Here is a 14251-nt window from a genome sequence, read left to right as displayed (position 1 = left end):
AACTCATTTAATAAGTTCAATTTAAACAATCCCCTACCCAAACTTTAGATATCTAATTTGTCAATATATGAATTAAATCACCTGATACCTAATCCCGTAATAAAACTTGAGTTTATTCTTAAAATTTAATGGATTTCATTGATATAATGGTTCACTTTTCGAATCGTTAATATGGATGTTTATGTGGATTGTATGGATTGCACTTTCGCGACCTTACACGTTTATTGTAATGGCTCTAATGCTTCTTATTATTGGGCCTCTAGCGATAATGCGTACGCCTACAGATATTTTTCCTGACATTAATATTCCGGTTGTGAGCGTTGTATGGAATTACGCAGGCTTGCCTCCTGATGAAATGGGGAATCGTATTGCGAGTGTCTTTGAGCGAGCAGTTACTACCACAGTGAATGATATTGAACACATTGAATCTTCGTCGTTGATTGGTGTTAGTGTGATCAAATTATTCTTTCAACCCAATGTAAATGTTGACTTGGCTTTAAGCCAAGTCACAGCAATTGCACAAACGATGCTCCGTAGTTTACCACCAGGAACTTTACCTCCATTAGTATTAAGCTATAAAGCTTCAACAGTTCCTGTTTTACAACTGGTATTATCGAGTGCAACTATCCCAGAACAAAAATTAAATGATTTGGCCAATAACTTTCTTCGTACTCAACTAGCAACCGTACAAGGAGCTGCACTGCCGTATCCCTATGGAGGCAAAATACGTCAAATCCAGGTCGATTTAGATCTGCAAGCAATGCAAACCTATGGTATTTCTGCACAAGAAATTAATAATGCAATTCTTTCCCAAAACCTCATTATCCCCGCAGGTACCCAAAAAATAGGAGAGTATGAATATATTGTTAAGTTGAATGGTAGCCCCCGTTCAGCAGTTGAATTAAATGATGTGCCCGTTAAATCCACTCCTGGACGAGTTTTATACATCCGTGATGTAGCTCATGTGCGTGATGGATTTGCCCCACAAACTAATATCGTACGAGTGGATGGGAAAAGGGCGGTTATGATGTCAATCCAAAAAACCGGTAATGCTTCTACTTTAGATATTGTGAATCGGGTTAAAGATTTATTACCAAAAGTTAAGAACATGCTTCCGGAAGGGCTTAACTTGTCCAAATTTGCGGATCAATCAATCTTTGTTACCGCGGCGATTCGTGGGGTTATTACGGAGGGGGTGATTGCAGCTGCACTAACTGGACTTATGATTTTACTTTTTCTTGGGAGTTTACGGAGTACGCTTATAATTACTTTGTCCATTCCTTTATCTATCATTGCATCGATTACTATCCTTTCTGCTTTGGGAGAGACAATCAATATTATGACCTTAGGTGGTTTGGCACTGGCGGTGGGTATTTTAGTTGACGATGCTACGGTTGCTATTGAAAACATTAACTGGAATTTGGAGCAGGGTAAAGAAGTGGAACAAGCAATTCTTGATGGCGCGAAACAGATTGCGATACCTGCGTTGGTATCAACCTTATGTATTTGTATCGTGTTTGTTCCTATGTTTTATTTGGGAGGCGTTGCCCAATATCTATTTGTTCCTTTAGCTGAAGCAGTAATTTTTGCCATGCTCATGTCTTATATTTTATCCCGTACACTGGTTGCTACTTTGGCAAAATACTGGTTGCATAAACACGAATTGATAGGTGAAGAGCAAGATAAAGGACGTTTTGCGCGCTTACACCAATCTTTTGAAGAACAATTTGCACGATTGCGCGCCCAATATTTCAAATCATTATCTTGGGTATTGAACAATGCTAAAGTTTTTATTTTTTATTTTTTAGGTTTTGTTGCCCTTTCAATTGTATTGCTGTGGCCATGGTTGGGTTCGAATTTCTTTCCTGATGTCGACGCGGGACAAATTAAATTACATATTAGTGCTCCAACGGGAACTAGGGTAGAGGAGACAGCACGAATTGTCGATAACATTGATACCGTAATTCGAAAGGTAATACCGCCCAAGGATCTTGGCAGTATTGTTGATAATATTGGTTTACCTGTGAGTGGTATTAATTTATCGTACAGTAATTCAGCAACGAATGGCCCAGAAGATGCGGATATTTTAATCTCCCTGAAGGATGGACATCGACCTAGTTCAGAGTACGTTCATCAATTAAGATCGGTTTTAAGAGACCATTTTCCAGCAGTGACGTTCGCTTTTTTACCGGCGGATATTGTAAACCAAATTATCAATTTTGGTTTGCCATCACCAATTAATATCCAGGTCATTGGCTTAAAAAAAGAGGCCAATGCTCGGCATGCCAATAACTTGATGAATCAGTTAAAGCGAGTTCCCGGTCTCACTGATGTGCGAATAAGACAATCTAATAATTATCCTGAGTTTTTTGTGAAGGTTGATCGGAGTTTGGCCAATGAACTTGGATTTACTCAACTCAATATCGCTTCCGATTTATTAGTGACCTTATCAGGTAGTTTTCAAACGACACCCACATTTTGGTTGGATCCTAAAAACGGAGTTTCTTATCCGATTGTTACGCAAGCCCCCCAATATGTCATGACTTCATTAAATGATTTGCTTAATATCCCGATTGGCAGTTTAACTCTGCCCAGTCGGCTGCAAATTTTAGGTTCTTTTGCCAAATTGAAACGTACTTGGACCTCTGTTGTTGAGTCGCATTATAATGTTCAGCCAGTGATTGATATTTTTGCTTCAATCCAAGATAGAGATTTAGGATCAATAACTAAAGACATTCAGAAAATTATTCATGATACGCAAGACGAACTGCCGAGAGGATCTTCGGTAGCGATTCGTGGCCAGATTGATACTAAGGAGCATGCATTTAATGGTTTGTATTGGGGTTTAGCTTTTTCGATTTTGTTGGTTTATTTGTTGATTGTTATTAACTTTCAATCATGGGTTGATCCTTTTATTATTATTACTGCCTTGCCTGCTGCGATTGCAGGAATTGCTTGGATGTTATTCATCACTCATACCGCTTTGAGTGTGCCTGCACTAACAGGAGCCATTATGTGTATGGGGGTGGCAACAGCAAATAGTATCCTTATTATTAGTTTTGCCCGCGATCATCTTGCCACTGAAAATGATCCCATGAAGGCAGCACTTGAGGCAGGACAGACGCGTTTACGGCCTGTAATGATGACTGCATTGGCGATGATTATTGGTATGTTTCCCATGGCTTTGGGCTTGGGAGATGGAGGGGAGCAGAATGCTCCACTAGGACGGGCCGTAATTGGGGGGTTGTCTTTTGCAACGATGGCTACTCTCTTTTTTGTTCCCTCGGTTTTTTATGTGATTCACGAACGCAAGTTGAAGAAAAAGCAAAGGAAGGATCATGCTTAAATCCATTCGATCATATGTACAGGACCATAAACACAGAAGGCTTATTATTGCAATAACCGTTTTTTTATTCATCCTTTCAGTGATAATAGTTTTACGTATTTATGCAGCAATTCATTTACGTAATGAGACTCTTGCGGATGCGGTTCCTGTAGTACGAGTGATGACAGCCCAACAAGAAAAGGGGGTTGATAAAATTATTTTACCCGGTAATGTTCAAGCTTGGCACGAGTCACCTATTTATGCACGAACTAATGGTTATATAAAAAAATGGTATGTAGATATTGGCAGTCACGTTAAAAAAGGTGATTTGCTTGCGGTCATTGAAACACCAGAGGTTGATGCGCAGGAACGTCAAGCGAGGGCCGATTTGAAGACTGCAATAGCAAACAATCAATTGGCCCAGATTACAGCAAAACGTTGGCTTCATTTAGTAAAAACAGAATCTGTATCTCAACAAGAGACTGATGAAAAAGTAAGTACAGCTGCGGCCTTAGAGGCTGCGATGTTTGCTGCTAAAGCTAATTTGCAACGATTACAAGAATTAGTCGGTTTTGAACGTGTAATCGCTCCTTTTGATGGGGTTATCACGGATCGTGCTACCGATATTGGTGATTTAATTAACGCTGGGAGCAGTTCAACAGCGAAACCTCTATTTCGTATTGCCCAAACAAGTCCATTGAGAATTTATGTCAAAATTCCTCAGTATTACTCTTCACGAATTAAACCTAATATGACGGTAGATCTCCATTTTGCAGAGCACCCGAAGCAAGTCTTTTCCGCCAAATTGTTTGAAACAGCGCAAGCCATTGATCCTAATACGCGTACTTTGCTTGCTCAATTTATTTCACCCAATAAAAATAAGGAATTATTGCCAGGTGGGTATACTGAAGTTTGGTTTACTTTAGATATTCCTCCGAAAACGGTGATCCTTCCTGTCAATACTTTGCTGTTTCAGGCTCAAGGATTACAAGTTGCGACTTTGAATAAAGATAATAAAATTGTCTTAAAATCAGTTACGCTTCGACGAGATTTCGGCGCAACAGTTGAAATTGCTACAGGAGTATTGCCAGGTGATCGAGTTGTGCTTAATCCTCCTGATGCCATTAGGAATGGTGAATCTGTGCGAGTTGTTTCATGAAAAAATTGTTTGGTGCTGGTGCACTTATTTTTGCATTAATGGGTTGTTCTTTCGCTCCAACATACCATCGCCCCATGATGCCTATGCCTGAACATTTTAAGGAGCCAGGAAAATGGGTTGAAATTAAATCGACACCTCAAATTGTATCTCCCGAGGCTTGGTGGCAAGCCTTTAATGATCCTGTTTTAAATAATTTAGAAAGCCAACTGAATGTAGCCAACCAGAATTTAAAATTGGCTTATGCTCACTTTCAAGAAGCAATTTCATTGGTCCAAGTAGCGAGGTCATATTTTTTCCCCACTCTCCAGGGATTATTCAATGCGGATCGCCAGCAAAATTCACGAACGGTAGCGAATCCAGTATCTACTCCTGTATTTAACCAATTTTTAGTTGGGGGGTTCCTTTCTTATGAGCTTGACGCATGGGGTAGTGTTCGTAATTCGGTCATTGCAAGTGAACGTAATGCCACGGCAAGTGCGGCTGATGCCGCTTCTGTTCGTTTGAGTTTACAAGCAGAACTTGCGAATAATTATTTTGCGTTAAGAGGGAGTGATGAGGCACAGCGTATCTTGGATACTACCGTTATTGCATATCAAAAAGCTCTTTATTTAACAAAAAATCGTTATCGAGGTGGTGCTGCACCCATACCCGATGTGGATGAAGCAGAAACCCAACTTGAAAATGCAAAAACCATGGCAGCAGACATGCGATTACAGCGAGCTCAACTTGAACATGCCATCGCAGTATTGATTGGGGAAATACCTAGTAATTTTTCTTTACCACCAGCTCCATCCCCTAAGATTTTTTTGGAAATTGCTCCTAATGTCCCTTCAACCCTTCTAGAGAGAAGACCTGATATTGTTGCTGCTGAAGCACGAGTCCAAGCGGCAAATGCAAAAATTGGTGTTGCCCGAGCTGCTTTTTTCCCAGTGATTGACCTAACTGGTAGTATGGGTTTCCAAAGCAAAAGTCTTGCGAATCTCATTTCAAAACCTAGTCTTTTTTGGTCCTTGGGGCCGTTGAGTTTATTGACTTTAACGCAGCCTGTAGCACAAGTAACCATTTTTGATGGGGGTCGATTACGCGGGTTATTAAATCAAGCCAAAGCCCAGTATTTTGAGACAGTTGCTACTTATCGGCAAACTGTGTTAACTGCATTCCAAGAAGTGGAAGATAATCTGATTGCGATTCACCAGCTCGATCAGGAATATCGAAGTCAAAAAGTCGCAGCTCGTGCAGCAAAACGTGCTTGGGATCAAGAAGTATACCGATACAAAGGAGGGTTGGTTACGTTCCTGCAAGTTGTGGTCGCTGAAAATACTGCACTACAATCAAAACTTGCATTAGTTAATATCCACACTCGCCGTCAAATTGCAAGTATTCAGTTGATTAAAGCCTTAGGCGGTGGTTGGTCTATAGATATGGGCAAGAAAAAATAAGATAGAACGGTATGAAACAATTGGTATATTGAAACTGGAAGGAAAGAGCCCACAGACTTAGATAACTTTAAGCTCTTCCCTTATTTCTTCATCACAAGAATAATAATTAATCCAGATTAATTGTATATGAGTAACTGCCCATGCCATCGTATACAGTATCAATATAGCGAATTCCATTACAAGAAGCACTAACAACTGGATGATTCATTAATGGACCGTCTTTAATATCAAGAACACACCAATTATCTGAGTCATACGCAACAGTAACATGAGCATAACCAGAACGACAGGCAAAGCCGTCTAAAATCTCAAAACTACGTGGTCCAATTATATGAAGCATCACATCTGCATCATTAAACCCGCTAACCACATAGATACCAGGATGGGACGTATCGCTTAAACGGAAATAATCTTTATATCCACACCAAGATTTATCTGCATGAGCATTCATCATCATTAAGCTGGTTGTTGCCAGTAGAATCCATTTTTTCATTTCAGAACACCTTTTTTATTATTTATTATTTAGAGCCGAGGGCGATTATAGGGAAGTATTGGCTCAAAAACAATCACTCTGCTGCAATCCTTACGCAGGAGCGTAAATAGGTTGGCTGAGCAAGACAAATCATGCCAGAAGGGAGTATTAAACTCCAGGCGCAGTCTGAAGCAAGGATAAAGCCTTGCTTGATGATCGTACCATAGAGAACCCCGAATGCTTAGAGTCCCAGATATTTCCAATGAATTAACTGATCGAGTGATTGTTGTACTAAAGGATATAAGCAGTTATCTGTTCCACCTAATAGTTTTAATGCAATGCCTCTCTATGATTCCATAAAGTGACACAGATGGAGGTGCCGACTACTACCGAAAATTCGCAAAAGTTGACACGCTAGCTGATCGGAGGGAGAACATTCAAAATGAGAGCAATTAATGGAGTAAAATCACAATTTATATCTTTTCACTGGCAAAGAATCAAATACTGCATCAATATTTTTAAAAAAAACATTAAGGATATTATCAGTTAAAAATCATTGATTAATTTCTAAGTTCTAAAAATATGGTCTAAAATAATAAACAGAAGAAATCATATTAAAAATAAAAATAGGGGAAAAAAGATGAACATTCTGAAAAAAATAATGATAATTGGCGTTTGTCTTGCAACACTTGGAGCATTAAGTTCTTGTGGTACTGTTCATGGTTTTGGCAAAGACGTATCCCATGTGGGTAAAGATATTCAAAGAGCAGCACGATAATTTCTTTCGACTCCCCCTAGGGGGAGTTCTACCTGTTTAAAAAACATCATTTTACGGAGTAAATTCTGAAGTTTAATCCTTCGAGAACTTTTTCTATGAGGCGTTATAGAAAGGATACGATTTCAGGTAGTGCTTGGATTCTACGGTTTTTCGAACCAAGCTCTTTTTTTATAAACGGCTGCCATTGCCATTTAGGAATATCATAATTTTGCGAATGAAATAGTTCATTTAGATGACGGATTAATGCCTCCTTATCGGATAAATCAGGGGTGATTTGAATTGTAAATTGATCTAAAGCTTGTTGTTGGATGGTGTAATCTTCGAAATCAAAAGCAAAAGATGCCATTTTCTGGCGGATGATATCGGCAAAGAGGGGGAATACTTTATCATTCTGGGTAGCATAACAAATATCACCTTCTCGGCCTTCAATACTTGCTAACCGGGTGAATACACCATTTGATTGCTCTTCAATAAGTACGTCATCTAAACGATAGCGAATAATGGGTTGAGTGGTTCGCATTAAATCCGTAATTACCGGTACAAAGCGTTTTTCATCCAGCCATTCTTTTTCAATAATTAAATATTCTTCATTCATCAATAAATGATTACTGTTTTTGTCACTAATGGCCAAAAATCCTTCGGTGCATTGATAGACTTGCGAGACCTGGCAATTAAAAGCACTACTGATAAGTGCTTCATCACGTTGTTCCAAAACTTCAGCTACAGCAAATATTTTTTCAGGGGTAATGGATAAATGTTGTTTTTCCTTTACTAAAGCCAGTAATACGGAGCTGGGTGCTGATACAATGGTAGGTTGTATTTCATTTAGACGATCGATATGAGTTTCGAAATTTTCGAGTAAATCAAAAAAATGAAATTGAATCTTTTTGCTCTTGCTGAGGGTAGTATAGAGTTTACTATTTGCCCTAAGAAAAAAAGCAATGCGCTCCTTTCTTTTTAAGCCATGAGGCAAGGCTTTAGCCAATAGAATACCCGCCCAGGCATCCCTCTCTTTTTTATCGACAAGAAATAAACCGCGATTTCCTGAAGTCCCAGAAGAAAGTCCAACGGCAACCCCATTGATTAAGAGAGAAAAATCCCGAGTACTTTCTGCGTTTAAAGCCAATGCCAATGCTTGGTTTTTCTTTATATTCCTCGTATTTATTTCATCAAAATGTTCCATCATTATTTTTTTATTAATGATGGGCCATTCATTAAAAGGTTTATCCAAATAGGGTTGATAAAAAGGAGATTTATATAAGGTTGTTTTAATGAGCTTTTTGAATTGCTTTTGCTGATAAGCCAACAGTTGGGCTCGTGATTTAAATCGCTTTCGCAGAGAGTGGGTTTTAAAATAATAATATAAAAGCCTGAGTATCATGTTAGATTCCCTGCAAGGCGCTCGCGTAGGTGCGGACAATGAGAGGGAATTATATCCATTCTATTATTATTTTTAAAAAGTTGGTGTAATTTATGGATGGTTTGTTGATATGCTTCCTTATTATCGTGGATTAAATAAGTAAGATTACTTGGAAAAATCAATTCTTTAAAGGTTTCTTGATGCCAACAACTGTCTGCAATAAAAAAAGTTTCCTGCGTTGCTTTAAGGTATAAACCTATTTGTCCCTTAGCGTGTCCGGGTAAGGGGATGGCAATGAGCTGTTCATCATTAAAGAGATCAAATCCAGTTGTAAAGGGTAATAAGCCAGGATGCAGCTCGACCTCGTCTTTTAATAAAACCAGACGTTCATAAAAGTCTTTAGGGAGTAATCCAGGTAAGAATCCCTGTATTAATGCTTTTATCCCTTTTTTATGATGGATATCGTTTATTGCATCAGGATGACAGAAAAATTGTGCATTTGGAAAATCTATTAACCCACCAATATGGTCTGCATGGAAATGTGAGATCACAATCCCTTTAATCTCTGAAGCATTAATATTATTTTCCGCTAATTGCTCCTTAAGTGATTTTTTTAATCGTACTGGCGTTAAATGTCTGTAAAGGGAAAAAGGAAATTTTTGGGTTAATTTGTAAAATCGGTCGCTGTACCCCGTATCGAATAAAATATACCCTTGTGTTGGATGTTTGATTAGAGCACATAAGGCAGGGTATTCCTTAAGTTTCCAAGGAGCATTCTTTAAGGTCATTCGCGCACAATGTTTGCAAAAACCAACTTCAAATAATTGATACTCTATCATAATCTTTGATACCACTCTGTAAAACGTTCAATTCCTTGATTAATGGTAATCTTTGATTGATAACCTAAATCCTTTTGGGCCGCTTCAATATTTAATGTTTGTCCCATACATAAAACAGCTGCACTGTATCGAGTTAAACGTGGTTCTTTTTGAATAAAGGGTAAACTATAGAGTTGTTCCATACATGTAGCATATATTTTTGCAATAGGGTAAGGGATAAATTTGGGTATAAATGGCTTTTGTAAAGCTCTAAAAAGTTCCGATAAAATAGTTATTAACGTTCGCGGTTCATTATTAGTTATATTGTATTTGTTACCGCAAAATTGCTGCTTTGCTTGTGCAGCTAAAATCAAACTCTCCACCACATTTTCAACATAAGTAATGTCAATCACATTGGTTCCCTTTCCAATAATAGGCAGGATCCCTTTTTTTTCGTTTTGAAGGATACGCGGTAAAATGGAACGATCATAAGGACCAAAAATTGCACGTGGACGTATCGTAATCACATTAAGCCTTTTTTCTTGAAAGGCCTTATCTATGAGCGCTTCAGCTAGTAATTTGGTTTGTATATAATAATTGGCTGGTTTTGTAGGTAAGGGTGCATCTTCTTTAATATCATGTTGTTCTGTGAAATTAAAATAAATACTGGGCGATGAAACATGAACTAACCGTGTATTTGGGGACGTTGCTTCAATTATATGTTGCGTGCCTAACACATTGGCATTATAAAAATCTTTGTAACGACCCCAGGGACTAGAAAGAGCCGCACAATGAAAAATACTGCGAGCATTTTGAGTTATTTTTTTTAACTTTTCTCGATTAAGCAAATCGACCGTTATAAATTGGGCACCAGATTGCGCAATGATTTTGCCAAGCCGCTCATTGCGTCCTAAGGCAATTACCTCATGCCCATCTTGAATCAATCGTTGAGTCAAATTCAACCCTAGACAGCCCGTTGCTCCTGTCACAACACAAACCATATTAGTACTCCAAGATGATCCCGCCAGCTGCTAGGCCTGCTCCAGTCCCCATTAGTAACACTAATTGCCCACGCTGTAACTTTTTGCTATGTATTAAAGAATATAGTGCAGTTGGTATGGATGCTGCAATTTGATTTCCATGATACGGATAAATAGAAACGAATTTTTCAGGGGGAATGTGTAATCTTTTCTGCACGTGATGCATCGCGAGCAGACTTGCCTGGTGCGGGACAAACCAATTAATATCATTCATATTAAGATTGGTTTTTCTAAAAAGATTTTCCATGAGATTTTCTAATAATTTGGAAGCTAATTTAAATACTTTTTTACCTTCCATATAAAATAGACTTTGTTCGATATGCTGGAGGGGATTTTTAGCAGGTAAACGCGTTCCCCCGGCCTCTAATTGACAAAACGTAGAACCAATACTATGCGTTTCAAGATGTGATGAGAGGATTCGATTAGTTCCATTGCTTTTTTCAAGAACACAGGCAGCGGCGCCATCACCGAAAATGGTACAGGTTTCCATATCTTGCCAATTCAACCCTGCCGAAGCAATATCACTAGAAATAATTAGAATACGTTTGTATCGATCCCCCTCGATTAAATACGATGCGATATCAAGAGCACTAATAAAACTTAAACACGTACTATTTACATCAAAACAGGCTGTTCCTGATTGCTCTAATCCCAATTGTTTTTGGATTAATGCTGCAGTACAAGGAATTGCTTGTTCACCTACGCCGCAGGCACTGATGATGGCATCAATATCGGTTAATGGAATATTTGCTTGCTCGATGGCAATTAATGCTGCTTGTGCTCCCATATAAGAAGTTGTCTCATCCGGTGAAGCAAAGTACCGCGAAATTAGCCCCGATTTTTTTTGTACACTACCTGGGGGTAAATTAAGTTGTACATCTAATTCTGTGGAAAGAACTTTGTTTCTGGGTAAATAACATCCCATCCCTGTGATTTTTACAGCAGGCATATTTTAATTCCTTCATTACTCCACTTATAGGATTTTGAAAAGAGACCAATAAAGTGGCTCACATTATACGTTGTGATTATTTTTTATTCAAATAAATTAGCAATTCTATTCACTAAAACTGTCAACCCACTCGGATCCATGATAAATTAATCAATATTCATTGGATGCTTGGCAAAGGATTGTGGTTAGTGTTTGATTTGAGACGACATATAAAAGTTTTTATACTGATTTCATTAAGTACAGTATTGCAAACTTCTTGTATGGTTGGTCCTAATTTTCATACACCAAAACCACCAAAGGTCCAAAAATATACCGAAAAGCCCTTACCCCAAAAAACTGTAAGTACTTCTGGTGCAGGGGGCCAAGCACAAACATTTCTTACCAATAAAGATATTCCTATTCTATGGTGGGAACTTTACCATTCACCTGAGATTAATCAATTAATTCATATGGGACTAACGAATAGTCCCAATTTAGCTTCTGCTTCAGCAGCTTTGCGGGAAGCCCAGGAAAATCTTAAAGTTCAAATTGGCAATTCAATGTGGCCCTCAATAGATGCATCTCAGATGGTACAAAGGCAGCGATATTCGGGGGTGCAAATTGGTATTCCAGGTGACAGTCTTACGTTTAATCTGGTTTATACTTCATTTAATTTATCCTACACCCTAGATGTTTTTGGGGGGGCCCGTCGTCAAATTGAAGCATTAAAAGCTCAGGTTGATTACCAGCAATTTCAAGTAATTGCTACTTATTTGACCCTGACTTCTAATATCGTTACCACTGCAGTAGCAGTTGCATCCTACCAAGCACAAATTGAAGCAACAGTTGATTTGATCAAAGCAGAACAGGGGCTTCTTAATGTTTTAAATAACCAGTATCGTTTAGGTGCTGTTTCCAGAGAAAATGTATTGACCCAAGAAACATTACTGGAACAAACAAAAGCAACTTTGCCCCCACTCCAAAAAAGCTTATCCCAGGCCAAACATGCTTTATCTACGCTCGTAGGCACTTTCCCAGAGGTTCCTTTACCCATGGTTCGGTTGGACCGTTTAAAATTACCTACAGAGTTGCCTGTAAGCTTGCCTTCAAATCTTGTTCGTCAGCGTCCTGATGTGCGTGCCTCTGAAGCATTACTTCATCAAGCTTGTGCTCAAATTGGAGTGGCAACAGCCAATCTATTCCCGCAATTTACCATTAGCGCTAATGAGGGATGGCTTAATACCTCATTTTCACGTCTTTTTACTAAAAAAAATGAGGTCTGGGCTCTAACGGGCCAGGTAATGCAACCCCTGTTTCATGGTGGCGCTTTATGGGCGCAACGACGTTCCGCAATCGCTGCGTATCAACAAACGGCAGCTCAATACAAACAAACGATATTGCAAGCTTTTCAAAATGTAGCAGATGTTTTAAGAGGGATAGAAACTGATGCGCGTACTTTGCAAGCACAGATAAGGGCTGAAAATGCAGCGCGCGCTGCATTAAATCTTACTATAAAACAATATCGTTTAGGTGGCGTTAGTTACATTAATTTATTAAACGCACAACAGCAGTACCAACAGACGCGGATTAGTCGTATTCAAGCCCAGGCTGTGCGTTATAGTGATACAGCCGCCTTATTCCAGGCCTTAGGTGGTGGCTGGTGGCATAAACCTTGGTGTGTCAAAGAGTGTCTATGATGAAAGAAATTTTTTTGAAAAAACAAATGATCATTATGTTGATTTCCTTGGGGGTTCTTTTTGGACTGATTTTTGGCTGGAAGGCGTTTGGTAATTACATGAGAAACCAATTTTTTCTGCAAATGAAATCCCCTCCAGTTACAGTGTCTACGATGAAAGTTGAGCCTTCATTGTGGCAGCCCGCCTTGAAGGCAGTAGGAAGTATACGAGCTCGTCTTGGTGTGAATGTCACTACAGAACTTGCAGGTATGGTACAAACGATTTATTTCACTCCAGGGTCAACGGTCAAAGAAGGCACAGTTTTGGTACAATTGAATGCGGGTACTGAACTGGGACTATTGCACTCATTACAGGCACAAGTTGAATTGGCAAAAATTACCTATAAACGCGATAAGGCCCAATATATGGTGCATGCAGTAAGTAAACAAACCGTAGATGCTGACGAGTGGAATCTGAAGAATTTACAGGCTCAAGTTGCACAACAAACCGCTACAGTAGAAAAAAAGACAATACGTGCTCCTTTTTCTGGTCAATTAGGTATTAATAACATTAACCCAGGACAGTATCTTAATGTAGGGGATGCTGTGACTACACTACAGTCCTTAGATCCAATTTATGTGGATTTTTATTTACCCCAACAAGTCTTAGGGAAATTAGAATTTGGACAAACAGTCAAAGTGGTGACTGATACATTTCCGGATAAAATTTTTCAAGGAAAAATTACTACCATCGAGCCTATTGTAGATAGTGCTACGCGGAATGTTCGAGTAGAGGCGACACTCCCTAATCCTGATTTGAAATTGAAACCGGGTATGTTTACTCGAGTCGAGGTTCTCACCGGTGAGAAACAAAACTATCTCACCTTACCGCAATCGGCGATTACCTTTAATCCTTATGGGGATATTGTGTTTCTGGTCAAAGACAGTGGTAAAAAAGACAAAAATAATCAACCAATTCTTGTTGTAAAACAAATTTTCGTGACTGTGGGAGACACCCGAGGGGATCAGATTGCCATTTTAAAAGGGTTACATCCAGGAGATGTTGTTGTGACCAGTGGCCAATTAAAGCTTAAGAACGGCAGCCAAATCATCATAAACAATAAAATACAGCCAAGTAATGAAGCATCCCCAAAGGTACGTGAAAAATAACGGGAATAAAGCCTAATGAGTTATCTAGCCTACGTTCATCCAGACGAACGATGAACTAAGAGAAGAAAAATAATCAAGGATTGTAAG

Annotated in this window: 11 protein-coding genes; 6 read left to right on the top strand and 5 right to left on the bottom strand. The window is 38.9% G+C overall.

Annotated features, from left to right (window positions below):
- The first annotated feature begins 181 nt into the window (after positions 1-181).
- The 3 genes from ACWTE2_RS33375 to ACWTE2_RS33365 are packed head-to-tail and all read left to right on the top strand — an operon-like array spanning position 182 to position 5923.
- Entirely contained in the window at positions 182-3346 is a 3165-nt protein-coding gene (locus ACWTE2_RS33375) for an efflux RND transporter permease subunit (protein WP_454786133.1), read from the top strand.
- Positions 3339-4484, top strand: a complete 1146-nt coding sequence (locus ACWTE2_RS33370) for an efflux RND transporter periplasmic adaptor subunit (RefSeq protein WP_454786132.1) — start codon at positions 3339-3341, stop codon at positions 4482-4484. The genes ACWTE2_RS33375 and ACWTE2_RS33370 overlap by 8 nt, the downstream gene beginning before the upstream one ends.
- Positions 4481-5923, top strand: a complete 1443-nt coding sequence (locus tag ACWTE2_RS33365; RefSeq protein ID WP_454786131.1) for an efflux transporter outer membrane subunit — start codon at positions 4481-4483, stop codon at positions 5921-5923. Before ACWTE2_RS33370 ends, ACWTE2_RS33365 begins: the two co-directional genes overlap by 4 nt.
- A gap of 106 nt (positions 5924-6029) precedes the next feature.
- Here the strand turns inward: ACWTE2_RS33365 and ACWTE2_RS33360 are convergent, their stop codons facing one another.
- Complete coding sequence (locus ACWTE2_RS33360) at positions 6030-6416, bottom strand: hypothetical protein (RefSeq protein ID WP_454786130.1); 387 nt, start codon at positions 6414-6416, stop codon at positions 6030-6032.
- 619 nt (positions 6417-7035) lie between these two features.
- Between ACWTE2_RS33360 and ACWTE2_RS33355 the strand changes: the two genes are divergently transcribed.
- Complete coding sequence (locus tag ACWTE2_RS33355; protein WP_182391619.1) at positions 7036-7173, top strand: entericidin A/B family lipoprotein; 138 nt, start codon at positions 7036-7038, stop codon at positions 7171-7173.
- A 103-nt stretch (positions 7174-7276) separates the two neighbouring features.
- Here ACWTE2_RS33355 and ACWTE2_RS33350 read toward each other — a convergent pair whose 3' ends face one another.
- The 4 genes from ACWTE2_RS33350 to ACWTE2_RS33335 are packed head-to-tail and all read right to left on the bottom strand — an operon-like array spanning position 7277 to position 11340.
- Positions 7277-8554, bottom strand: a complete 1278-nt coding sequence (locus tag ACWTE2_RS33350) for a F390 synthetase-related protein (RefSeq protein WP_454786129.1) — start codon at positions 8552-8554, stop codon at positions 7277-7279.
- Positions 8551-9372, bottom strand: a complete 822-nt coding sequence (locus ACWTE2_RS33345) for an MBL fold metallo-hydrolase (protein WP_454786128.1) — start codon at positions 9370-9372, stop codon at positions 8551-8553. Before ACWTE2_RS33345 ends, ACWTE2_RS33350 begins: the two co-directional genes overlap by 4 nt.
- On the bottom strand, positions 9369-10352 hold the full coding sequence (locus ACWTE2_RS33340; protein WP_454786127.1) for an NAD-dependent epimerase/dehydratase family protein: 984 nt from the start codon (positions 10350-10352) through the stop codon (positions 9369-9371). The genes ACWTE2_RS33345 and ACWTE2_RS33340 overlap by 4 nt, the downstream gene beginning before the upstream one ends.
- A gap of 1 nt (position 10353) precedes the next feature.
- Positions 10354-11340, bottom strand: coding sequence for a beta-ketoacyl-ACP synthase III (locus ACWTE2_RS33335; protein WP_454786126.1), 987 nt, complete (start codon positions 11338-11340; stop codon positions 10354-10356).
- Positions 11341-11528: 188 nt separating this feature from the next.
- Here ACWTE2_RS33335 and ACWTE2_RS33330 point away from each other — a divergent pair, with 188 nt between their 5' ends.
- Both ACWTE2_RS33330 and ACWTE2_RS33325 read left to right on the top strand, forming a co-directional pair.
- Positions 11529-13016, top strand: a complete 1488-nt coding sequence (locus ACWTE2_RS33330) for an efflux transporter outer membrane subunit (RefSeq protein ID WP_454786125.1) — start codon at positions 11529-11531, stop codon at positions 13014-13016.
- Positions 13016-14164 (top strand): efflux RND transporter periplasmic adaptor subunit, encoded by a 1149-nt coding sequence (locus ACWTE2_RS33325; protein ID WP_454786163.1) that lies wholly within the window; start codon positions 13016-13018, stop codon positions 14162-14164. The genes ACWTE2_RS33330 and ACWTE2_RS33325 overlap by 1 nt, the downstream gene beginning before the upstream one ends.
- The last annotated feature ends 87 nt before the right edge of the window (positions 14165-14251 follow it).

This window comes from Legionella nigrisilvae (assembly GCF_977063395.2).
This window is presented reverse-complemented; position numbering and strand designations above follow the sequence as displayed.

Excerpts from the sequence above, each read along its gene's own strand:
- ACWTE2_RS33365 (WP_454786131.1), top strand. The coding sequence starts at position 4,481 with ATGAAAAAATTGTTTGGTGCTGGTGCACTTATTTTTGCATTAATGGGT.
- ACWTE2_RS33325 (WP_454786163.1), top strand. The coding sequence starts at position 13,016 with ATGAAAGAAATTTTTTTGAAAAAACAAATGATCATTATGTTGATTTCC.
- ACWTE2_RS33360 (WP_454786130.1), bottom strand. The coding sequence starts at position 6,416 with ATGAAAAAATGGATTCTACTGGCAACAACCAGCTTAATGATGATGAAT.
- ACWTE2_RS33350 (WP_454786129.1), bottom strand. The coding sequence starts at position 8,554 with ATGATACTCAGGCTTTTATATTATTATTTTAAAACCCACTCTCTGCGA.
- ACWTE2_RS33370 (WP_454786132.1), top strand. The coding sequence starts at position 3,339 with ATGCTTAAATCCATTCGATCATATGTACAGGACCATAAACACAGAAGG.
- ACWTE2_RS33375 (WP_454786133.1), top strand. The coding sequence starts at position 182 with ATGTGGATTGTATGGATTGCACTTTCGCGACCTTACACGTTTATTGTA.
- ACWTE2_RS33335 (WP_454786126.1), bottom strand. The coding sequence starts at position 11,340 with ATGCCTGCTGTAAAAATCACAGGGATGGGATGTTATTTACCCAGAAAC.
- ACWTE2_RS33340 (WP_454786127.1), bottom strand. The coding sequence starts at position 10,352 with ATGGTTTGTGTTGTGACAGGAGCAACGGGCTGTCTAGGGTTGAATTTG.
- ACWTE2_RS33355 (WP_182391619.1), top strand. The coding sequence starts at position 7,036 with ATGAACATTCTGAAAAAAATAATGATAATTGGCGTTTGTCTTGCAACA.
- ACWTE2_RS33345 (WP_454786128.1), bottom strand. The coding sequence starts at position 9,372 with ATGATAGAGTATCAATTATTTGAAGTTGGTTTTTGCAAACATTGTGCG.